Genomic DNA, 21,543 nt, shown 5'->3' with positions numbered 1-21,543 from the left:
GACCCCCCGTTCACGGACGCAGGGATGCCGCCGCAGCCGTGAGGGCGTCGGCGGACTGGCGCAACAGGGCCAGCTCCCCGTCGGAGAACGATGTGTTCCGGATCGGCACCGCCCCCGTCGCGCTCACGATCGACGGCACCGAGAGTGCGACACCGTCGATACCGTGGAAATCACGCAGCACGGTACTCACCGGCATCACGGCGTGCTCGTCACTCAGGATCGCCTCGACGATGCGCGCACTCGACAGGCCGATCGCGTAGTTGGTCGCGCCCTTGCCCAGGATCACCTTGTACGCGGCGTCACGCACGTCCACGGCGATCTCCTGCAGCTCATCGAGGGTGAATCGCGGGTGCCCCGGAGTCTCCCACTCCAGGATCGGCACCGTGCCGATCGTCGCACGGGACCAGAGCGGGAACTCGGTGTCGCCGTGCTCGCCGATGATGTGCGCATGGACGCTCGCCGTCGAGACACCGGCGCGCTGTCCGAGCTTCCAGCGCAGCCTCGAGGTGTCGAGCACGGTTCCCGAGGCGAAGATGCGCTCGGGCGGAAGCCCGGTCTCCTCCTGCGCGATGACCGTCAGCACGTCGCAGGGATTCGTGACGATCACGTAGATCGCGTTCGGGGCGACCTCCAGCAGATCCGGCATCATGCCACGGATGATGCCTGCGTTGACCTCGGCGAGCTCGATGCGGGTCTGGCCTGGCTTCTGCTTCGCGCCGGCCGTGATCACGACGACGTGCGAACCCGCGGCGACGGAGATGTCACTGCCGCCGATGATGTCGCTCGAGCCGGTGAACTGCGTGCCGTGAGCGAGGTCGAGCACCTCGGCCTCGACCTTCTCGGTCGCGATGTCGTAGAGCGCGACATGCCGCGCGGAACCCCTGATCAGTGCCGCATAGGCGACACTCGACCCCACACTTCCCGCGCCGACGACCGTGAGCTTCGAGTTCTCGATGATCTCCATGCGCTCAGTCTCGCAGTGGAACGTGTCGATGCGGGAGGGCTGTCGCCGGAAGAATGCCCCAGAACGGTCAGAGCGCGGCGGCCACAGCGTCGGCGGCGGTCGGATGTGTGAATCGGAAGCCGGACAGCTCCAGCACCTGCGGACGCACATCCGCATCCGGAAGCAGGAGAGAGTCGGCGGCATCGCCGAGTGCGATCCGGAGCGCCCAGGCGGGGGCGGGGAGCCAGAACGGCCGGTGCATCCGCTCGGCGAGAGCGCGCCCGATGTCGTTCGCAGACGCGGGAGTGGGCCCCGTGAGGTTGACCGGCCCCGAGATCTTCGCGTCGAGGATGTGACGGATCGCACGCACCTCGTCGTCGAGTGAGATCCAGGGCCAGATCTGCGTGCCCTGACCGAGCGGGCCCGAGACACCGAACCGGGTCAGCTGGATGAGCGGTTTGAGCACTCCTCGCCGATGGATGACGGGAGCGGTACGCAGTAGCGCGACCCTGGTGTGGTCCTCCGCGCGTCGGGCTTCGGCCTCCCACCGCACCGTCAGATCCGCCAGGAACGTCTGCCCTGCAGCGGAGTCCTCCGTGAGGATCTCGCCGGGGGCAGAACCGTAGTAGCCGACCGCGGACGCCGAGACGAGAACCGGAGCATCGGACCGCAGCGCACGGAGGGCGGTCGTCAGGGTGCGCGTGGCCTGCAGACGCGAGTCGACCAGCTGACGACGATAGCCGCGCGTCCACGGAAGTCGTCCGACGCTGGCACCCCCGAGCGCGACCACGGCGTCGGCGCCTGCCACGACATCAGGGTCGAGCGCGCTCTCGCCCGGCGCCCACTGCGCCTCATCCTCGGATCGCGGCGCACGACGCACCAGGGTGGTGACCTCGATACCGTCGGTGCGCAGCGAAGCGGCCAACGCGGAACCGATCAGGCCTGAGGCCCCGCTGATGACGATGCGTCCCGCCATGTGTGAAAGCTCCCCGCTGTCGATCCTGGAGTCCTGCCGTGCGGTACAGCGTACGCGCCGCGCTGCGCCCGCCCCTCGGGCCTTGCCTCGGCGACCGCGACGCGGTATGCACCGGGCCGGATCACTCGGCGCGCCTGTAGTGCGTCACGATCGCTCCGTTGCGCAGCGGCTCCGCCGAGACCAGTTCGAGCTTCCGCGTGTCGGACGATCGATCCCGGAACAGGGTCGGACCGTGCCCCGCGATCCGGGGGTGGATGAGGAACCGGTACTCGTCGATCAGATCGAGCCTGTCGAGTTCGGCGGCGAGGGCGCCGCTTCCGAGGAGAACACCCTCCGGCGTGTCGTCTTTGAGACGCTGCACGCCCTCTCGCAGGTCCCCGGCTATCCGATGGGTGTTCGTCCAGGGGAACTCATCCCGCGTGGAGGACACCACGTACTTGGGTATGACCTCGAGAGCGAGCGCCCACTCGCGCAGCGCCGGCGGGGCCTCCACCTCGCCGCGAGCGACCGCGGGCCAGGCGTCCTCCATCATCTCGTAGGTCGTGCGACCCCAGAGCACGGCGCCGGAATGCTCCAGCAATCGCGTGAAGTAGGCGTGGGTATCGTCATCGGCGATCCCCTCCTCATGGTCGACGCAGCCGTCCAGGGTGATGTTGAGGCTGAAGGTCAGAAGTCCCATGTCGGGAGCCTAGATCCGCAGCGAGGCGACCGCCAGGGAGTCGACGGGAAGCCGAAGGGCAACGGACCCGGCATCCGCCCGATAAGGTCGCGATCATGGGTTTCTCGGTGCTCGGGCTCGCGTTGAGTCTCGCCGTGTTCGCCCCCAACCTGCTGCTGGTGTGGTTCCCTCCTCGACCGGCGATGGAGCGCGTCGCCGTGCCGAAGGTCGCCGAGGTCCTCGAACGTTCAGGGCAGGCACTCTGCGTGACGGTGCCGGTGATCACGGTGGGCCATCGCCCGCTCTGGTGGTGGGCGATCCCCGCGGCGGTCCTCGTCGTGGCGTACTGGGCACTCTGGGTGCGTTACCTCGTGTCGGGCAGACGGCTGTCGTCGCTGTTCGCCCCGGTCGTCGGAGTTCCCGTTCCGATGGCGCTGCTACCGGTCGGCGTGTTCCTCGCCGGTGCCGCGTGGCTCCAGAACCCTTGGATCGCGATTGCGGCGGCGGTGCTCGCCGCCGGGCACATCCCGAACTCGGTGATCGCTGCGAAGCCTCGTTAGTGCTCGCGGCGGGGTGAGCCGTCTCGGTGGAGGTGGGCCCTGCCGGGATCGAACCGACGACATCCACGGTGTAAAGGTCATCGAACGCCTGGAGCCCTAGATTTCATGCGTTACATACGTTGCAGGAACCTACCGAGATTGCCGCTTTATCGTCCTGGGGGGCCGCAGGGGGGCCGCGCTCAGTACCGCATTCATCCGCGCGATTGCTGCCGTGTCGGCGTCACTGCCCATGTAGTGGCTGTATGTGTCAGCGGTGAGCTTCGCAGTGCTGTGCCCCAGCCACGCCTGGACCGTCTTCAGGTCTACGCCACTCTGGAGCCAGAGGGTTGCCGCGGTGTGCCGGAGATCCTGGACGCGCCGCCCCATGCCGTGCTGAGTCCAGTGCGCATCTCGCTTCCAGTTGTTCCCCGAACGGAACGAACCTGTAGCCGAGGCAAATACCAGATCATCTGGCTTACGTGCTGTCAGCAGCGGAAGGATGATCGCGGCGGCATCGTCCGTGAGCGGCACGGTGCGCGGCTTGCCGCCTTTGGTGATGTTCCGCACCGGCTCACCATCAGGCTTCGACCGAGAAACACGTAGCGCCGGATACGGGAGCTGCTGAACGTCCCGCACCCGGAGAGACACCAGCTCACCCCACCGCAGACCCGTGAGGCCCAGCACCAGCGCGATGTCAGCGTTAGCCTTCGTGGTGGTGCCCACGAGGCGGGCGTGGACAGCTCGCAACTCTTCCAGCGTGAAGGGGAAGATTTCCCGGCGCTGACTCTGAGCCGTGCCGGTGGGGACTTTGGAGGCCGTAACCGGATTCTTGGCGATCACTTTGTGGTCCACTGCCCAAGAGAAGAATGCGGAGAGCGTCTGCCGGAACCGCACTACCGTGTCCCGTCCCAGCGTGCGCAGCATCGTCGTGTACAGCGAGTTGAGGTCGTTGGTGGTCACGGCGCTCATCGGGCGACTACGTATCGTCTGGGCATGTTTCAGGGCGTAACCCTCGTTGGTGAACGTGCTGGAGGCGATAGCACCCTCACGCCCCGCGTGCCAACGGTCGAGAGCAGCCCCCAGCAGTTCTTTTCCCGCGCGCGGGTCCACATGCTCCCCTAGATCGAGCGCTCGCTTCTGGGACGCCTGCCACGCCTCGGCATCCCGCTTCAGATCAAATGTACGATCGGCGACCTTCGCACGACCCGACTTCACCCTTACGCGCCACCGCCCAGAGGGCGTCTTCGAGATAGTCATGACCGATTCCTCTCGACCCATTCCGCGAGTTCGTCGATCTGGTAGCGGAACACTCCCAGGAGGTTGACGAACGGTGGGCCACCTTCGGACGACCTCCACCTGCTCAAAGTTGCTTCAGACACACTCAGCATTCGGGCTACTTCCGCGCTTGTCATCAATCGTTCCAATCAGTTCACCGATCACCTGTCTCTCTCTGTCCGTCGGCAAGAATGACACACCTCGACACCCTTGTCCAGCGATTGCAAACATGAATGTAGAATGCAACTAAATGCCTGTTCAGATGCGATTTAATTTACCCCTGACTGTACCCATCTCCATGGCACCTAGATGGCTTTTCGAGGGGCATCGATCTCCGATCCTTAAGTTCTGAGGCGCGAGAACCCCCACTCCACCTCGTCACGAGCCCCTACCTTCGAACGGGTAGTTCAGATGGATCAGAAAAAACTTGACTTATCATTATAGAACCCATATCATACGCATCGTGTATTTCTGATATCCTGGGCACGAGAACAAAACGCAGGCGAATATCTCCCCACAGCACAGACTTTAGATTCCACCCCCGTCAGGATCGCTTGCGCGTTCTCAAGCCTGACGGGGGTTCTGCATCTGAGGTCGGAACTTGAGAACGCTATGTCGTCACCACGACTACCCAGCCCAGCACCGGGGGCACATCCGGTAGCAACCCATCTTCGATCCGAGTGGGCTTCGATCTGCGAAGCCCTCGAACGGGTCGAGGCGAACCTTGACGCATGTCTTGGACTGCTAGACCTCATTGAGCACCATTCCGTACACTCAGAGCCTGTCGGCGGGGGTGCGGACTGTGGTTGAGGTGAACCTGCGCGACATCCTCCCCGAGGAACTGAACTATCCCCGCCCCCGTCTCCCCTACGGAGAAGTGTGGCGGCACTACGCCGACGCGGGACTCTGTCCCGTTCCCGTGCAAGACACGCCCCCGACCGGGTTCCAGAAGTGGAGCCGTATGAAGGCCGAGCAGTGGGCGACGAACCATCACTGGGCATACGCGCAGACGGCGATCACCCTTCCGGGCGGGCTCGTGATCCTCGACGACGATGACGCGGAGCAGGTTTCGAACCTAGAAGCCGAACTTGGCCAACGCCCCACCACTCTCTACGGCACGTCGCGGGGCGCCGGAGCGCCACGTCGAAAGAGTCTGTACCGCGTTCCGGACGGCTCTCGATTCGTCGGGGAGTACACGGGAGGCGAGGTCATCGACTCGCGGCACCGCTTCGCATTCGTGTGCCCTACCGTCAACCGGAAGACCGGCACGATGGAGGAGTGGTACGCCCCTGACGACTCTCCCCTCGAGCGATTCCCAACCGCCGAGGACCTGTCTGACATGGTCGCCGAGCTCCCCACTGCATGGGTGGCGCATCTGACATCGTCGGCGCCACTCCGAGACGCTACGCGGCCCTACGAAGGCCCCGCAACGTTCGAGGGCGGCGAGCTATCCGCGCGGGTTATCGAAGTGTCAGAGCGACATCCAGACACGTCCCACTACCCCGATGCGAACAGTGCACTCATGTCTCTCGCATGGGTCGCGGTGCGCTTCCCCGAGGCTGCGGGCATCGAGACGCTGCGAGCGCAGATTGTCAACGCCTACGTCATGCGACCAGATGCGCCCACCTCTCCGGATGAGCGTCAAGCGAGCATGGATCGCGCGTGGGCGAGTGCACTCACGACACAAGCGGCGCAGCACGAGGCCGATTGGGCGGAGATCGAGGCTGAGGTCGGAGCTGCGAGCGCCGCCTGGTACCGCAGCCAGGTTCCCAGAGCGCTCGCTGAGCCTACGGCCTTCTCTGAGATCCTCCCGGACGATGCCCACAAGCGCACCGGCAAAGGCGACTTCACTGCATTCGAACGCGCCGTGATGGGTGATGCATCCGGATACGCCGAAGAGCGCGCCCAGAAGGCGCTGGAAGGCGCGCACACGGAGCGCTCTAGCTGGTCTCCGACAGACCTGACCGACGTTCTCGACCCGGACTACACGCCACCGATGCCGACCATCTTCCGGCGCACGGATAGACGCGCCCTGTTCTACGCCGGGAAGGTCAACGAGATTCACGGCACGGACGGCGATGGTAAGACGATGGTGGCGCTCGCAGCAGTCGCCGAAACGCTGATCGATGGGAGCCGTGTCCTCTACATCGACCACGAAGAGAGCCCGAGCGTCATCGTTTCCCGACTCCGGCTCTACGGCGTTCCCATCGAGACCATTCGTCTCGGCCTCGACTATGTGCAGCCCGAAGGCACCCCGACGCCGTCGGACCTCTCAGCGCTCGAAGCGGAAGGCTATGCGCTTGTCGTCATCGATACCGTGAACGAGTCGATCTCTACCCTAACCGGTGGCGACTCGAACAACTCAGACGATCTGACACGCTGGCACTCACTCATACGCCCGTTCGCCCGCTGCGGCCCATGCGTGCTCGTCATCGACCACATCACCAAGGATGCGGCAAATCCGCTCTACCCCATCGGTTCGCAGGCGAAGCGCGCCGGGTATAAGGGTCTCGTGTACCTGCTCGAAGCGCCGAAGTCCGGTGGTCTCGTAGAGGGAGGTCAGGGACATCTCCGCCTGAAGCTCGCGAAGGGAAACAGCGGAGGGCTCGGCCTGAAGCGTGGCGCGCTTGCCGCCGAGTTCCACCTCGACAGCAGCGGCAGCGTTGCCACATGGGAACTCCGAGCACCCGACGATTCGGAGCAGCTTGCCGAGAGCGCCGCCGAGGTCGAGTCCCATCGGCGCGCCATCTGGGAAGCCCTCATCGACAACGGGGGTTCCGTTGAATCGAAGGCCGAACTTTGGCGACTGCTGACGCTTGGAACGAACGGAGCCCCATGGGCGAAGGCGGCACTGTTCGCAATGATCACCGACGGATTCGTGATCGAGACGAAGGGCAAGAACGGTGGCAAGGGCCTCCGGCTCGCCTCGAACAAGGCACCGACCCCGGAGGCCGATGCCGAGCATGCGATGTGGGATAGCTACCCCGCCAACACGCCCGACCCGACTACCACACCATCACCCCTTTCAGTACGGGGTGATGGTGATGGTGGTCAATCGGAGGCGACAGACCATCACGCCCCTCACTCAGTGACGGTCAGTGATAGTCGTGAAGGTCTTCCTCGCAGCCCGTTCGAGGGCATCTCGGACGACGAAATAGACGACCTCTTCGGGGATGCGCTGCCGAATAGCATGTAGGCGGAACTGCCCGCCATCTGATGGATGTGCGAACGCTGGGCGGGAGCGGCTCTCACCGTACTGGGAGCCGTTCTCGTATCCCCGCGCCCCGAGGCCGCTCTCGATGACATCGTCTGACCCTCCAACGCAAGAATCGCGATACTAAAGTGCCGGAAGACCATGAGCCTCAACAGAGTGTTATACGTTCCGAGGTGGGACGCTCGATCAGGACTCCCACGAACGCCGTTCGCCCTGAATCTGGAGTCGGAACTTTGGCCTCCGACGACCGCGAGCCCGCGGAGAGGATAGTCCTTAAACGCGATGACTCCACGCCAGAGTTTCCGCATCAAGAGGATGCGGACGGCACCCCGCGCGACTCGACTGGACCGCACCCCGCGCGACTGGATGGAGGCCACCTCGCAGCGATCAATCCACCGACCAGGATGCTCAGGGCGCTACTTCCAAGGATCGCCCTCGGGCCACGATTCGGGGAGCCCTAGAAGCGTCCGGAGATCCTGCCCCACGCGCTTGGCCACCGTCTCACCGTCCCACTCTCTGATCGTTCCAGGGAAGAGCGATTCCGGGGGAAGAGGATGCAGGGGGTCAGGGTGGAGCCAGAGTGTCACACGCGCCCTGGTGGGGTCATGGAACGACAACTGGTCAACGACCAACACTCCCGATACGCGCCGGTTTCGCCACGCTGCTGGAGAGCCGAAGTAGCCGTCGTGGTTCCGGATTCCTCGTGTCTCTGACCTTCCGTCAGGTCCTGATTCATCCACTACCCAGGCGGTGGACCCATACAAGGCATCGTGCACATCTTCATCGTCCTCATCGAACGTGTACATCCCAACCGCGATCACGAACGGCGCGTCGAGATTGCCATATCTGCTTGCCTTCGAGTTGAGGGCGGCGCGAAGTTTCTGTCCGTCATCGATGAACTGGGCTTCGCCATGGGCATAGATGCCGATGGAGCGCGTCTTCTGGCCGCGACTGCTCGCCCGCCGGGGCATAGCATCGATGGTCACGCTCCAATCGCCGCGAGCTAGCGTGAGAGACGGCAGGTCGGCCACGTCCACTTGATCCGGGTCGAGCGTGGCAAGCCAGTCCCGAATCTGCTGCCGAAAGTTCGCGCCCGGAGCACTGTGCAGGCCCTGCTTGATGTCCACGGTGACGAGGAGGAAGTTGGGGTCGCCAACTTGGTCGAGCGCGGCGAGAAGGTCAGCCTCGCGCGACGCCCGGGCCTGTTGGGCTTTGGGAGTGCCGGGCACGATCGCCTCGACGTAGAAAGCGCTTGAGTCGCGCCGCGCCATGAAGTCTGGCCGATGTGATGAGCGAGGCACTTCTGGATGGATGAGCACTTGACACCCCGCGCCAAGCAGCGACTGGTGAAGAAAGAGTTCTAGAAAAGCGCTGCGGGCTTGCGCATTGTCCGAACGAAGGGCGGCGCGCACATCTGCGTAGTTCGGATCGCCGACGTTGTCTGCCCATGCCTGATGTAGTGCGCGGCTCTGCTCCCAGTACGCTCCAGCGACGCGGTTGAAGAACTCGAAGGTGCTCTCTCCGTTTCGCTGCGGGTCGTATTCCGTTCGGTTGCGGGCGTCATAAATCGCTGGGCGAGTCACGCACTTAGCTTGTCGGCGCCCCGTTCTGGTGCTGCCCAGGCTCGCCGCAGCAAGCCGCTCCTGGGTTCTAGAGCGTCGAGATCACCCGATAGAGCGTTGCCTGAGAGATGCCGGTCATGCTCGCGATCTCGGCGCGGCTGTGCTCGCCGGAGGCTAGGAGCTTCTTGATCGTGGCAAGCTTCTTCGCGTCCACCTTCGAGGGGCGACCGCCCACGCGACCCTGCGACTTGGCTGCGTCGAGTCCGGCGCGGGTGCGCTCGATCATCGTGGCGCGCTCCAGCTCCGCGAAAGCCGCGAGGATCGTCAGCATGGCCTTCCCCATCGGACCAGCGCTGAGGTCGATCTGCTCGGTGAGGCTCCTGAAGGTCACGCCGCGGTCGATGAGATCCTCGATGACCTCAAGCACGTTCTTGGTGTTTCGCCCCAGTCTGTCGAGCTTCCACACGACAAAGGTGTCGCCGCGATCGAGGCGGTCGAGGGCCTTGTCGAGTTCCGGACGCGATGCCAGCGTGCCGCTCACGCCGTGGTCGGTGTAGAGCCGATCCACCTTCGCTTCAGCCATCGCCGCATCCTGCAAGGCGGTGTCTTGATCTTTGGTGCTGACTCGCGTGTACCCGATAATTGCCATGGGTCTATTCTCTCAATACTCAACTCTCAAAGCAAGAGGTTTTGCGAGACAGTTTTGAGAGGTTTATCTGCTCCTGATTGAGGCTCGGAGAGCACTCTCACCCAGCCATCGTTTTCGGCATGCGCGATGAGTCGACACAGCCGCCCGCGCCAAGCCCTGCGGCGGACAATGCCGCCACTCGGTACCCTTCCGCAACAGGCCCTTGCTCGTCGCGATATCGTGATGGCGTACATCGCCGTGATGGATCGTCCTGAAGAACTCGTGACGGTCTGCGCCAATGCCTCGGACGACGCGGATCAGGTTCGACGTGCGATTCAGGATGCCTTTGGCATCATGGCGCTTGCAGCCGATGCAGTCCTGTCGATGCAGATGCGACGCTTCACGCCCGTAGAGCGGAAGCGGATGCAAGGCGAGCTCACGGCTCTGAAGGCAAACTTGACGTAGCCGACCTCGCGCACCCCCACGCGATTGGGAGAAACGCCCTAGCTCTGGGCCTCGCCGAGGCGCGCTTCGGGCGTGAGCTCGGCGCGGAGACCGCCGCCGGTCGCAGCCCGGGCAAGAGCGCGACCCAGCGCAGGTGCCTGCTTAAACAAATTGTGACCGGCCACAAAAAGGACAGAGCCTGCCTCCCACACGGCCACGCCGTCCTCACTCCACGGGAGGTCGGTCACCCAGCAGTGAAGGAAATCACGCGGCTCTGGGTGGAGACCGGGCAGCGCCCGTGTCACGTATTCGCGTGCGCGTTCGTCCAGCGATCGAATCGCCGCCGGGTCGATGAAAGTTCCGTCGTCGCGGACGCCGACGGTGTCGCTGAGTCCGACCGAATAGTTTCTGTTGCCCGGTAGCGGCGTCGCGTAGACGCCGACTTCGCCGAAGACGCCGCTGCTGTCCTGCAGGCACGCGACTCGTGCCGGGGCGGCGGCTTTCACGTCGAAGGTCAGCCTGACGTGTGCGGCAAGGCGAACCGGCAGCGACAGGCCGACGCTGCGCGCCAGGCGGGCGGTTTCGCGGCCGGCGCACACGACCACCTTGGAGTAGACAGCCCGGTCGGTGACGCTGCGCACCTCGACCGTCCCGTCGGCGCGGGGATCGATGGAGATGACCTCACCGGTGGTGACCGCATCTGCGAGGGCACCCGTGAGTGCTGTGATCGCGGCTCGGGTACGGATCGCGCCGCCCGATTCGTCGAGCACCGCTGGCCCCGAGTACCCAGCGAGCAGCGGCATCCGCTGGGCGACCTCGGCCGCGTCGATCTCGTGCGCTTCCACGCCGCCGACCTGGTCGAGCACCTGCAGCCGCGCCAGGGCGCTGTCTCCGATCGCCAGGACACCGTCTGATGAGACCAGCTCGACGTCGAAGTGTTCGGCCCACTCATCCCATACGCCGCGGCTTTCGCGCGCGAAAGCGACAAGTCGCGGGTCGTCGTGGGCATGCCGGAAGATCCGAGCCTCGCCTGCGGACTGACCCGTTCCGGGCACACCGGCCTCGTACAAGCGCACCGGAAGGCCCTGCTCCCGCAGCGCGTACGCCGTCGACAGACCGACGATCCCGCCCCCGATCACTGCTACCTCTGGTGAACGCGTCGGCGCAACGTCGTCGTCAATTCTTGTCATCGCGGTTCCTCGATCTGTCAGGGATGTGCGATAGGTCGCAAGAGAAGGGGCCGCTGCCTCGACGTCAACGGACTGTGTCAGCCCGAAGTCACCGCACGCAGCGGCCCCTCATGTCGGGATCAGTACTCCCGGTCTGTGGTGTCAGGCGGGAAGTTTGGAGCCCAACACGTCGAGCTTCTCGATCGTCGGTTCGGAGAACAACGTGCCGGTGTTTTCACCGAGAGCGACCGCAACAGGGCCGGACAGGTGGGCGTCGCGGCCGGCGTCATCGGGGAACACGTCGAAGATGCCGAACGAGGTCGGCCCGAGGCGGATCGCGAACCACGCGGTGGTCGCCTGCTCGTCCTCGACAAGAGCACGGCCGCTGTCAAGGAACTCCTTGACGTCGTCCTCCTTGCCTGGCAGCGCGTCGAACCTGACCAGCAGTCCCTTGGTCACACTCATGACTTCTCCTCTTCCTTTGTTGTGGTGCCCGCGAGTTGGGAAACGATCGCCGCGGAGAACGCCGTCAGGTCCTCCGGCGAGCGGCTGGTGACGAGATTCTTGTCGACCACGACCTCCTGATCAACGACGTTCGCGCCGGCATTGCGCAGATCCGTGCGGATGCTCGGGAAGGACGTCAGAGTGCGACCGCTGGCCACGCCGGCCTCGATCAACGTCCACGGTCCGTGACAGATGGCCGCCACGGGCTTGCCGCTCTCGACGAAGTCGCGGACGAAGGCGACAGCGTCCTTGTCGACCCGGAGCTGGTCGGGGTTCACCGTGCCGCCGGGAAGCAGCAGGGCGTCGTAGTCGCCCACCGCGGCGTCGGCGACCAACCCGTCGACGGTGAACGTGCCCGCTTCATCCAGGTCGTTCTTACGGGCCTTGATCTCGCCGTCGCGGATCGAGAGAACCTCGGTCTGAGCGCCGGCCCGTTCCAATGCTTCGCGGGGTTGCTCGAGCTCAACGCGCTCGACCCCGTCGGCGGCGAGGATCGCGACCCTCCTGCCCTGAAGATCCGCTGCCATCTCAGTTCTCCTTCTTTCCGTTCGACATGCCGGGCTTGATGAGGACCTTGGTCCAACCCTTGGACCTGGCATCGAAGTTCTTGTAGGCATCGGCAGCCTGGTCCAGCGAGATCTCGTGGGAGACGATCCAGGAAGGGGTCACCTTGCCGGCCGCGATCAAGTCTCGCAACCGGCGGTTGTACCGCTTGACCGGAGCCTGTCCGCTTCCCATGGTCTGCCCCTTGAACCAATGTGTGCCGAAGTCGATGGCCGCCTTGCCCTGCTTGGCCAATTCGCCCTCGGCCCCCGGGTCCTGGGGGACGAACACGCCAACGGTGCCGATCCCTCCGGTGAAGCGGACCGCGTTGATGAGCATGTTCAAGGTGGCGGCGGTGTCCTCGTTGCCCTGCGGATCGTGGGCCTGGTAGCCCACGCATTCGCAACCACGGTCAGCTCCGAGCCCCATCGTCTCGTCCAGCACAGCCTGCACGGGGTCGACCTTGGAGTCGTCGATGGCGATCGCACCGATCTGCTCGGCCAGCGCGAGCCGGTCAGGGTGGCGATCGACCACCATCACCTTTGCTGCGCCCTTGATCATCGCGGACAGGGCGGCCATCAATCCGACCGGACCCGCCCCAGCGATCACAACGCTGTCGCCGGGGATCACGCCGGCCATCTCGGTGGCGTGGTAGCCGGTGGGGAAAATGTCAGAGAGCATGACGTAATCGTTCTCCCTCTCCTCCGCATCCTCGCCCAGGCGCAGCGCGTTGTGGTCACCGAAAGGCACGCGGAGCAGCTCCGCTTGGCCACCGCCATAGGGACCCATGTCGGCGAACCCATAGGCCGCTCCGGCGAATGATGGTTCGGGCTGGGTGGTGAGACAGTAGTTGGTCAGGCCGCGTTCGCAGTTCTTACAGAATCCGCACGAGATGTTGAACGGGAGCACAACCCGGTCTCCGACCCTGACCTTCTCCACGCCACTACCGACTTCGATGACCTCCCCCATGTTCTCGTGACCGAACGTCCGGCCTACTTCGAAGGAAGTCCGCCCCTCGTACATGTGGAGGTCCGAGCCGCAGATGTTCGTCGTCGTTACCCTAACCAGGACATCGGTGGGTCGCTCGATCTTCGCGTCCGGGACCTCCTTCGTGCTGACCTGACGGGGTCCCTCGTACACTACTGCTTTCATGTCCACTCCGATCAAATGGTGTTGCTCGATAGCCTGCTGGCCTCGATAGCCTGTTGATAGGGCCTTGACAACGCCAGCCTTCGCGAGACAGTGAACGCCCACCGAAACCACGTTCTGATGTGCGTTTTCGGCGCGAACCGTGGCCTCTATCGCGAGTGCACCGTAAACGATCGATTGTGAGAGGCATCTCGGGCCGAAGAGCTTGGAAGCTGGCTGAGTCACGGTACGCTCGCGCCGTGAGTGATGACGATGTACTTCGCAGCCGCATTGCGATCGATCGAGCGCAGTCGCGATCATGGGTCGAGGTGGCGCAGTCTGCCCGGCTCCTGCGGGATCTCCTGACCGAGACGCCGCCAGCCATCGAGGGGTCGCCATTCAGCGTCATCGATGAGGAGCTGCCGCAGTCATGCGAAAAATGGTGCCGTTCATACCTGTCCTCAGCGCTCGAGCATCTTGGCATGTGGGCGGATTACGTAGCGCCGCTGTCATTCCACCCTGAAGCGGTCGTGCACCACGAAGCGCGTCCCGCGCAAACGCTTGCACGCGCGGCGCTCGAGTCTGCATCTCAAGCCGTATGGGTCATGTCCTCGCGCGATCCACGCGAGGTGCTACGGCGGCATCTATCCCTCGTTCTCGCAGACTGGGCGGAGCAGCGCAAGGCTGAGGTGGACGTGGAGCGCAAGGAAGTCCTCAAACAGCAACGGCTCGATCTGCTCGCCATTCTTGCGAGCCACGGCGTCAAGGTCGATGATCCGTCCTACCTGACACTCGTCACTGCGGCGGCGCATGAGGTACGGACGAACCTTTCCGATGGCGATCTCGCTGACCCGGCGCAAGTCGAGCGCCTGTGGCGCGCATCTGCTGGCTCGGCCCATGGAAAAATGTGGCCATCGCTTGAACTACGAGTGTCTGTCGAACGCGACGGGCGATCGTTCTCGTTCCCGGATGCCGACGCGATGTCAGCGATCCTCGTGCTCGCGAACAGGGTTACGCAGTATGGCGTGTTTCGGTTCATCGACTACGCGGGGCACGAGCCGCAACTCGCTGAGCGCCTCCGGGCAACCTCTCTAAGCTGGTACGCGCGCATCCCGAAGGTCCCAGGAGCACCGACGCGGCTCGAGGATGTTTCTGGCTACCCGCCCTTATGACTCAGCCCTCGCACTCTGGAACGCAAGGGTTCGCTAACTAAACGGGATGAGTGCGGTGAATTCCGACTCGCCGCCGCGAGGCTTGCCCGAAGTGCCTCATCCACTGCGGTCGATCAGCGATGGCGCTCTAGAACCAACGGAAGCCAAATGCAACCCGGGGGCCGCCGGGGGGCCGCGCACTGATTCTCGGCGCCGATTGCGTTCGGTCAATCCCAGTAGTTTCTAGGTGGGCCCTGCCGGGATCGAACCGACGACATCCACGGTGTAAACGTGGCGCTCTACCAGCTGAGCTAAAGGCCCTGGTGTGCCCAGTCTATCGGGCGGACGATGCGCACCCGTGTCGTGGAAGAGGGATAGGCTGAACCCGGCGCGCGTTGTGCACAGCTGACAAGGCTGCCCGTGTCGCTTCCCGTTTCCTTGGCATGACCTGCCAGCTTGACGAAAGGTTCCCCCGTGACCGTGCACGACCAGGATCCGTACTCCCAGGGTCCCCAGGACAGCGACCCGGAAGAGACGGGCGAATGGCAGCAGTCGCTCGATGAGCTGGTTGACGCCAAGGGCCACGGACGTGGCCGCGAGATCATGCTCAGCCTCCTCAAGCGCTCCAAGGAGCTGCACCTGGGCGTGCCGATGGTCCCGACCACCGACTACATCAACACCATCGCGCCGGAGAACGAGCCCGAGTTCCCTGGCGACGAGGAGGTCGAGCGCCGGTACCGCGCCTGGATCCGCTGGAACGCGGCCATCACGGTGCACCGCGCCCAGCGCCCCGGCATCGGGGTCGGTGGTCACATCTCGACGTACGCGTCCTCCGCGGCGCTGTATGAAGTGGGCTTCAACCACTTCTTCAAGGGCGCCGACCACCCCGGTGGCGCCGACCAGATCTTCATCCAGGGCCACGCCTCACCCGGCACCTACGCCCGCTCCTTCCTCGAGGGGCGCCTCACCGAGGACCAGCTCGACGGCTTCCGCCAGGAGAAGTCGCACGCGCCGAACGGCATCCCGTCCTACCCGCACCCGCGCCTGATGCCGGAGTACTGGCAGTTCCCGACGGTGTCGATGGGCCTCGGTCCGATCAACGCCATCTACCAGGCGATGTCGAACAAGTACCTCGAGAACCGCGGCATCAAGGACACGTCCCAGTCGCACGTCTGGGCGTTCCTGGGCGACGGCGAGATGGACGAGGTCGAGAGCCGCGGACAGCTGCAGGTCGCAGCCAACGAGGGACTGGACAACCTCACCTTCATCGTCAACTGCAACCTGCAGCGCCTCGACGGCCCCGTGCGCGGCAACGGCAAGATCGTGCAGGAGCTCGAGTCGTTCTTCCGCGGCGCGGGCTGGAACGTCATCAAGGTGGTCTGGGGCCGCGAGTGGGACGACCTGCTCGCCCGCGACACCGAGGGTGCGCTGCTCAACCTCATGAACGTCACCCCCGACGGCGACTACCAGACGTACAAGGCCGAGTCCGGCGCATACATCCGTGAGCACTTCTTCGGCCGCGACGAGCGGGCCGCGGCCCTCGTCAAGGACTACTCCGACGACGACATCTGGAACCTCAAGCGCGGTGGCCACGACTACCGCAAGGTCTACGCCGCGTTCAAGGCCGCGACCGAGCACAAGGGCAAGCCCACCGTCATCCTCGCGAAGACCGTCAAGGGCTACGGCCTCGGACCGCACTTCGAGGGCCGCAACGCGACCCACCAGATGAAGAAGATGACGCTGGACAACCTCAAGACGTTCCGCGACGCCATGCACATCCCGATCACGGATGCGCAGCTGGAAGAGAACCCGTACCTGCCCCCGTACTACAACCCGGGGCCTCAGGACGAGACGATCCAGTACATGCTCGAGCGCCGCAACGCGCTCGGCGGGTTCCTCCCGGAGCGCCGCTCGACCCACGTCGGGCTCTCCCTCCCGGACGACTCGGCATATGCCTTGCCCAAGAAGGGCTCCGGCACGCAGGAGATCGCCACGACCATGGCGTTCGTCCGCCTGCTGAAGGACCTGCTGCGCTCCAAGGAGTTCGGTCACCGCATCGTGCCGATCATCCCCGACGAAGCGCGCACGTTCGGCATGGACGCCTACTTCCCGTCGGCGAAGATCTACAACCCGAACGGCCAGCACTACACCTCGGTCGACCGTGAGCTCCTCCTCGCCTACAAGGAGAGCCCGCAGGGCCAGATCGTGCACGTCGGCATCAACGAGGCCGGCGCCCTCGCCGCCTTCACCGCGGCGGGCACGTCCTATGCCACGCACGGCGAGCCGCTGATCCCGGTCTACATCTTCTACTCGATGTTCGGATTCCAGCGCACGGGCGACGCCCAGTGGGCAGCCGGCGACCAGATGGCCCGCGGGTTCATCATGGGCGCCACGGCCGGTCGCACCACCCTCACGGGTGAGGGACTTCAGCACGCCGACGGCCACTCGCACCTGCTCGCCGCCACCAACCCGGCGACGATCTCGTACGACCCGGCCTACGGCTACGAGATCGCGCACATCGTGCGCTCCGGTCTCGAGCGGATGTACGGCGGCCAGCACGAGGACCCGAACGTGATGTACTACATCACGCTCTACAACGAGCCTCTCGTGATGCCGGCCGAGCCGGAGGATGTCGACGTCGACGGCATCGTCCGCGGTATCCACCGCGTCTCCGTCGGCGAGGGCGAGGGACACCGCGCACAGCTGTTCGCATCCGGTGTCGGACTCCCCTGGGCCCTCGAAGCGCAGGAGCTGCTGAAGAAGGATTGGGGCGTGATCGCCGATGTCTGGTCGGTCACCTCGTGGACCGAGCTGCGCCGCGACGGCCTCGCCGCCGACGAGCACAACTTCCTGCACCCCGAGGCCGAGCCGCGCACCGCGTACCTCACTCAGAAGCTCCAGGGTGCCGAGGGACCGGTCGTCGCGGTCAGCGACTTCATGCACGCCGTGCAGGACCAGATCCGTCCGTGGGTCCCGAACCGCTTCGCCACTCTCGGTGCCGACGGCTTCGGCTTCTCCGACACCCGTGCCGCCGCACGGCGCTTCTTCAAGATCGACGGCCCGTCCATCGTGGTCCGCACGCTGCAGTCGCTCGCCGAGGACGGCAAGGTCGACCGTTCGCTCGCGGCCCAGGCGATCGAGAAGTACCGCCTGCACGATGTGAACGCCGGGACCAGCGGCAACGCGGGCGGCGAAAGCTGAGCCCTCGGTGACAGGTTCTTCTCCCTCCGGCATGGACAAGGCCGCGACACTCACCTGGCTGCGCCGGATCTCCGGTGACATCGCTTCGGTGACGATCAAACGCCTGGAGGACACCCTCCCGTGGTACGCCGACATGCCACCAGCCCGCCGCTCCGCGGTCGGGCTGGTGGCCCAGGCGGGCATCACCTCGTTCATCCAGTGGTATGAAGACCCCACCTCCACGCCGTGGATCGCCGCCGACATCTTCGCGGCAGCCCCGCGCGAGCTGTTGCGCAGCGTGAGCCTCCAGCAGACTCTGCAGCTCATCCGCGTGACGGTCGAGGTCACGGAGGAACGCGTCGCCGGACGAGGCGACGATCTGCGGGAGGCGATCCTCCTCTACTCCCGCGATGTGGCCTTCGCCGCCGCTGATGTGTATGCCAGAGCCGCCGAAGCCCGCGGACTCTGGGATGCCCGGCTGGAGGCCCTCGTCGTCGATTCGATCCTCACCGGCGAAGCCGACGAAGAGCTGCCGAGCCGGATCGCCGCACTCGGATGGCATGGTCATGGCGAGGTGGCCGTGCTCGTGGGCACCACGCCCGCGCAGTTCGACGTCGACCTGGTTCGTCGCACCGCACGCAAGCTCGCGGTCGACGTGCTCATCGGTGTGCAGGGTTCCCGGCTCGTGCTGGTCCTGGGGCGCGCCCGCGTCGAGGGGCAGGACGGCGAAGAGGAAGAGCTCGGGTTCCGGGAGATCGCCTCCCGCCTCGAGCCCTCGTTCGGTCCTGGCTATGTCGTGCTCGGACCGGAGGTCGCCGCACTCGTCGATGCGAGCCAGAGCGCCCGTGCCGCTCTCGCCGGTTTCGCGGTCGCCCGTGCATGGCGCGGTGCTCCCCGCCCGGTCGAAGCCGACGACCTGCTGCCCGAGCGCGCCCTCGCCGGCGACCCGCTCGCCAAGCAGACCCTCATCGAACGCATCTTCCGCCCGTTGCAGGCCCACTCGACCGACCTGGTCACCACGCTGTGGAGCTACCTCGACAACGGGCGCTCCCTCGAGGCCACGGCACGCGAGCTCTTCGTGCATCCCAACACCGTGCGATACCGCCTGAAGCGCGTCAGCGAGGTGATCGGCTGGGATGCCACCGGTCCCCGCGAGGCCCTCATCCTGCAGACCGCGCTGATCCTCGGCTCGATCGGCGCCGCAGACCAGGTCCGTCGACGCGCACCGCTTCGCCGCCCTCCGCGCTGAGTCGGCTTTCTGTACGCCACACACAAGGGTTTTTCGGAATCTTGTGATGGATCATCCACCGCTTCGCCCCGATCGTTGGCAGACTGGGTGGGTGATTGTCGTCGTATGCCCTGGACAGGGCTCGCAGACCCCCGGTTTCCTCGCCCCCTGGCTCGAGCTCGACGGAGTGGCAGACCGCCTCGCCGTGTACTCGGACGCCGCGGGGGTCGACCTGATCGAGCACGGAACGGTGTCGGACGCCGACACGATCCGGGACACGCGCGTCGCGCAGCCCCTGATCGTCGCCGCGTCGCTGATCGCCGGTGACGCACTGACGCAGCGAGCCGGACGCCGCGCCGACGGGATCGCCGGTCACTCGGTCGGTGAGATCGCCGCGCTCGTCGGCAGCAACGTGATCGATGCCGACACCGGTATGCGCCTCGTGGGCATCCGCGGGCGGGCGATGGCTGATGCCGCGGCGCAGGAGCAGACGGGTATGAGCGCCGTGCTCGGAGGCGACGAAGACGCTCTCCTCGCGCGCCTCACCGAACTCGACCTCTCGCCCGCCAACTACAACGGCGGCGGCCAGATCGTCGTCGCCGGCGCCCTCCCCGCACTCGCCGCACTCGCGGAGGAGCCGCTCAAGGGCACCCGCGTGGTCCCGCTGCAGGTCGCCGGAGCGTTCCACACGCAGTACATGGCTTCCGCAGTCACAGCCCTCCGTGACGCCGTCGCCGACGTCACGCCGGCAGATCCCGACATCACCCTGTGGACCAACCGCGACGGCTCTGCCGTCACGGACGGCCCGCAGGCGCTGAGCTTCCTCGTCGACCAGGTGTCGTCGCCGGTGCGATGGGACCTCTGCATGCAGTCGTTCGCCGAAGCCGGCGTCACCGGTGTGATCGAACTGGCACCGGCCGGCGCTCTGGTGGGTCTCGCCAAGCGCGGCCTCCGTGGTGTCCCCACCGTCGCCGTGAAGACCCCTGAAGACCTCGATGCAGCAGTCGCGCTGCTGAACGGAGAAGCCGCATGAGCGTCACCCTCGCCCAGCTCACGGGTCCCGCGTACACGCGCATCTACTCGTACGGCGCCGCCCGCGGTGAGAACGCCGTGCCCAACGAGGACCTGATCGGCCCGATCGACTCCAGCGACGAGTGGATCCGTCAGCGCACCGGCATCGTAACGCGCGCTCGCGCCGACAAGGGCACGGACGCGATCGACCTGGCCACCGCCGCGGCTGCCGAGGCGATCGAGAGGTCGGGTGTTCCGGCAGACCAGGTCGACCTGGTGATCGTGGCGACGATCAGCAACCCGAAGCAGACCCCCTCGGTCTCGGCGATCGTCGCCGACCGCGTCGGAGCGAATCCCGCTGCCGCGTACGACATCAACGCCGCCTGCGCTGGATACGCCTACGCGATCGCCCAGGCCGATGCGCTGATCAAGGCCGGGGCCGCCCGCTACGCGCTGGTCATCGGTACAGAGAAGCTCTCCGACGTCGTCGACCCGACCGACCGCAGCATCTCGTTCCTCCTCGGCGACGGGGCGGGCGCCGCACTGATCGGTCCGAGCGACACGCCCGGCATCGCCCCCGCCGTCTGGGGATCCGACGGTTCCAAGGCCGACGCCGTGGGAATGAACGGCACCCTCACCGACTTCCGCGACGGCGTGGTTCCATGGCCGACCCTGCGCCAGGAAGGTCCCACCGTCTTCCGCTGGGCGGTCTGGGAGATGGCGAAGGTCGCGCGCGAGGCACTGGACAAGGCGGGTGTGGAGCCGGCCGACATCGCCGCCTTCATCCCCCACCAGGCCAACATGCGGATCATCGACGAGTTCGCCAAGCAGCTGAAGCTGCCGGAGACCACGGTCATCGCGCGCGACATCGAGACCACGGGCAACACCTCGGCCGCGTCCATCCCCCTGGCCAGCCACCGTCTGATGGCCGAGCACCCCGAGCTTTCCGGTGGACTCGCGCTGCAGATCGGATTCGGTGCGGGACTCGTGTTCGCCGCACAGGTCGTCGTCCTTCCCTGAGAATGCGCTGACTTTCCCTAGACTGTTCCACGGTTCCGAAAACAACCCGCAAGAAAGAGGAAGACCACATGGCTTTCACCAACGACGAGGTCCTCGCTGGCCTCGCAGAGCTCATCACCGACGAGACCGGCATCAACGCTTCCGAGGTCGCCCTCGAGAAGTCGTTCACGGACGACCTCGACATCGACTCCATCTCGATGATGACGATCGTCGTCAACGCCGAGGAGAAGTTCGGCGTCACCATCCCCGACGACGAGGTCAAGAACCTCAAGACCGTCGGCGACGCCGTCAACTTCATCGTCGCGGGCCAGGAGTAATCCCGGCAGGATGCCACCCCCGCACCTCGCGGGGAGTGGCATCCTCCGACCTG

Annotated in this window: 20 protein-coding genes and 1 tRNA gene; 9 read left to right on the top strand and 12 right to left on the bottom strand. The window is 65.4% G+C overall.

Annotated elements, in window-relative coordinates; genetic code table 11:
• Positions 1-10 precede the first annotated feature (10 nt).
• From FFS56_RS05065 to FFS56_RS05055, 3 genes are all read right to left on the bottom strand, one after another.
• Positions 11-964 carry an L-lactate dehydrogenase gene (locus FFS56_RS05065; protein ID WP_046749117.1) on the bottom strand — a complete coding sequence of 318 codons (954 nt, stop codon included), beginning with the start codon at positions 962-964 and terminating at the stop codon, positions 11-13.
• Positions 965-1,031: 67 nt separating this feature from the next.
• Entirely contained in the window at positions 1,032-1,919 is an 888-nt protein-coding gene (locus FFS56_RS05060; protein ID WP_046749118.1) for a TIGR01777 family oxidoreductase, read from the bottom strand.
• Positions 1,920-2,040: 121 nt separating this feature from the next.
• Entirely contained in the window at positions 2,041-2,598 is a 558-nt protein-coding gene (locus tag FFS56_RS05055; RefSeq protein WP_127012150.1) for a dihydrofolate reductase family protein, read from the bottom strand.
• 95 nt (positions 2,599-2,693) lie between these two features.
• Between FFS56_RS05055 and FFS56_RS05050 the strand changes: the two genes are divergently transcribed.
• On the top strand, positions 2,694-3,137 hold the full coding sequence (locus FFS56_RS05050; protein WP_127012149.1) for a hypothetical protein: 444 nt from the start codon (positions 2,694-2,696) through the stop codon (positions 3,135-3,137).
• A gap of 129 nt (positions 3,138-3,266) precedes the next feature.
• On the opposite strand, the gene FFS56_RS05045 is transcribed toward FFS56_RS05050, so the two are convergent.
• Positions 3,267-4,373 carry a site-specific integrase gene (locus tag FFS56_RS05045; protein ID WP_164734093.1) on the bottom strand — a complete coding sequence of 369 codons (1,107 nt, stop codon included), beginning with the start codon at positions 4,371-4,373 and terminating at the stop codon, positions 3,267-3,269.
• Positions 4,370-4,528, bottom strand: coding sequence for a helix-turn-helix domain-containing protein (locus tag FFS56_RS05040; RefSeq protein ID WP_127012147.1), 159 nt, complete (start codon positions 4,526-4,528; stop codon positions 4,370-4,372). Before FFS56_RS05040 ends, FFS56_RS05045 begins: the two co-directional genes overlap by 4 nt.
• A gap of 1,202 nt (positions 4,529-5,730) precedes the next feature.
• On the opposite strand from FFS56_RS05040, the gene FFS56_RS05035 reads away from it, so the two are divergent.
• Positions 5,731-7,587, top strand: a complete 1,857-nt coding sequence (locus FFS56_RS05035; protein ID WP_171010950.1) for an AAA family ATPase — start codon at positions 5,731-5,733, stop codon at positions 7,585-7,587.
• A 434-nt stretch (positions 7,588-8,021) separates the two neighbouring features.
• Here FFS56_RS05035 and FFS56_RS05030 read toward each other — a convergent pair whose 3' ends face one another.
• Together FFS56_RS05030 and FFS56_RS05025 are read right to left on the bottom strand one after the other, a co-directional pair.
• Positions 8,022-9,188: a hypothetical protein gene (locus tag FFS56_RS05030; protein ID WP_127012145.1), complete on the bottom strand. Its 1,167-nt coding sequence runs from the start codon at positions 9,186-9,188 to the stop codon at positions 8,022-8,024.
• A 67-nt stretch (positions 9,189-9,255) separates the two neighbouring features.
• Positions 9,256-9,816: a recombinase family protein gene (locus FFS56_RS05025; protein WP_127012144.1), complete on the bottom strand. Its 561-nt coding sequence runs from the start codon at positions 9,814-9,816 to the stop codon at positions 9,256-9,258.
• Between the two features lie 222 nt (positions 9,817-10,038).
• Between FFS56_RS05025 and FFS56_RS05020 the strand changes: the two genes are divergently transcribed.
• Entirely contained in the window at positions 10,039-10,260 is a 222-nt protein-coding gene (locus tag FFS56_RS05020) for a hypothetical protein (RefSeq protein ID WP_127012143.1), read from the top strand.
• Between the two features lie 38 nt (positions 10,261-10,298).
• Here FFS56_RS05020 and FFS56_RS05015 read toward each other — a convergent pair whose 3' ends face one another.
• The 4 genes from FFS56_RS05015 to FFS56_RS05000 all read right to left on the bottom strand — a co-directional run bounded on the left by FFS56_RS05015 (position 10,299) and on the right by FFS56_RS05000 (position 13,829).
• The gene (locus tag FFS56_RS05015) at positions 10,299-11,429 is read right to left on the bottom strand and encodes an FAD-dependent oxidoreductase (RefSeq protein ID WP_171010951.1); all 1,131 of its coding nucleotides are present in this window, start codon (positions 11,427-11,429) and stop codon (positions 10,299-10,301) included.
• A gap of 141 nt (positions 11,430-11,570) precedes the next feature.
• The gene (locus tag FFS56_RS05010) at positions 11,571-11,873 is read right to left on the bottom strand and encodes an antibiotic biosynthesis monooxygenase (RefSeq protein WP_127012142.1); all 303 of its coding nucleotides are present in this window, start codon (positions 11,871-11,873) and stop codon (positions 11,571-11,573) included.
• The gene (locus tag FFS56_RS05005) at positions 11,870-12,439 is read right to left on the bottom strand and encodes a type 1 glutamine amidotransferase domain-containing protein (protein ID WP_137771841.1); all 570 of its coding nucleotides are present in this window, start codon (positions 12,437-12,439) and stop codon (positions 11,870-11,872) included. Before FFS56_RS05005 ends, FFS56_RS05010 begins: the two co-directional genes overlap by 4 nt.
• A gap of 1 nt (position 12,440) precedes the next feature.
• Complete coding sequence (locus FFS56_RS05000) at positions 12,441-13,829, bottom strand: glutathione-independent formaldehyde dehydrogenase (RefSeq protein ID WP_233437410.1); 1,389 nt, start codon at positions 13,827-13,829, stop codon at positions 12,441-12,443.
• Positions 13,830-13,843: 14 nt separating this feature from the next.
• On the opposite strand from FFS56_RS05000, the gene FFS56_RS04995 reads away from it, so the two are divergent.
• On the top strand, positions 13,844-14,755 hold the full coding sequence (locus FFS56_RS04995; protein WP_127012140.1) for a hypothetical protein: 912 nt from the start codon (positions 13,844-13,846) through the stop codon (positions 14,753-14,755).
• Between the two features lie 227 nt (positions 14,756-14,982).
• Here the strand turns inward: FFS56_RS04995 and FFS56_RS04990 are convergent.
• A tRNA-Val gene (locus tag FFS56_RS04990) sits at positions 14,983-15,055 on the bottom strand.
• Between the two features lie 153 nt (positions 15,056-15,208).
• Here FFS56_RS04990 and aceE point away from each other — a divergent pair.
• From aceE to FFS56_RS04965, 5 genes are all read left to right on the top strand, one after another.
• Complete coding sequence (gene aceE / locus FFS56_RS04985) at positions 15,209-17,935, top strand: pyruvate dehydrogenase (acetyl-transferring), homodimeric type (protein ID WP_046749121.1); 2,727 nt, start codon at positions 15,209-15,211, stop codon at positions 17,933-17,935.
• Between the two features lie 31 nt (positions 17,936-17,966).
• On the top strand, positions 17,967-19,163 hold the full coding sequence (locus tag FFS56_RS04980) for a PucR family transcriptional regulator (protein ID WP_045264837.1): 1,197 nt from the start codon (positions 17,967-17,969) through the stop codon (positions 19,161-19,163).
• A 91-nt stretch (positions 19,164-19,254) separates the two neighbouring features.
• A complete protein-coding gene (locus FFS56_RS04975; protein ID WP_058631872.1) occupies positions 19,255-20,175 on the top strand; it encodes an ACP S-malonyltransferase in 921 nt (306 codons plus the stop codon).
• Positions 20,172-21,173, top strand: coding sequence for a beta-ketoacyl-ACP synthase III (locus FFS56_RS04970; RefSeq protein WP_046749122.1), 1,002 nt, complete (start codon positions 20,172-20,174; stop codon positions 21,171-21,173). Before FFS56_RS04975 ends, FFS56_RS04970 begins: the two co-directional genes overlap by 4 nt.
• A gap of 68 nt (positions 21,174-21,241) precedes the next feature.
• On the top strand, positions 21,242-21,490 hold the full coding sequence (locus tag FFS56_RS04965) for an acyl carrier protein (protein WP_017202249.1): 249 nt from the start codon (positions 21,242-21,244) through the stop codon (positions 21,488-21,490).
• Positions 21,491-21,543 lie beyond the last annotated feature (53 nt).

The organism is Microbacterium sp. Beta (assembly GCF_005502545.1).
In the GTDB taxonomy this organism is placed as follows: Bacteria; Actinomycetota; Actinomycetes; order Actinomycetales; family Microbacteriaceae; genus Microbacterium; species Microbacterium oxydans.
The sequence above is the reverse complement of the archived record's forward strand: the minus strand, read 5'-3'. Positions and strand labels throughout refer to the sequence as shown.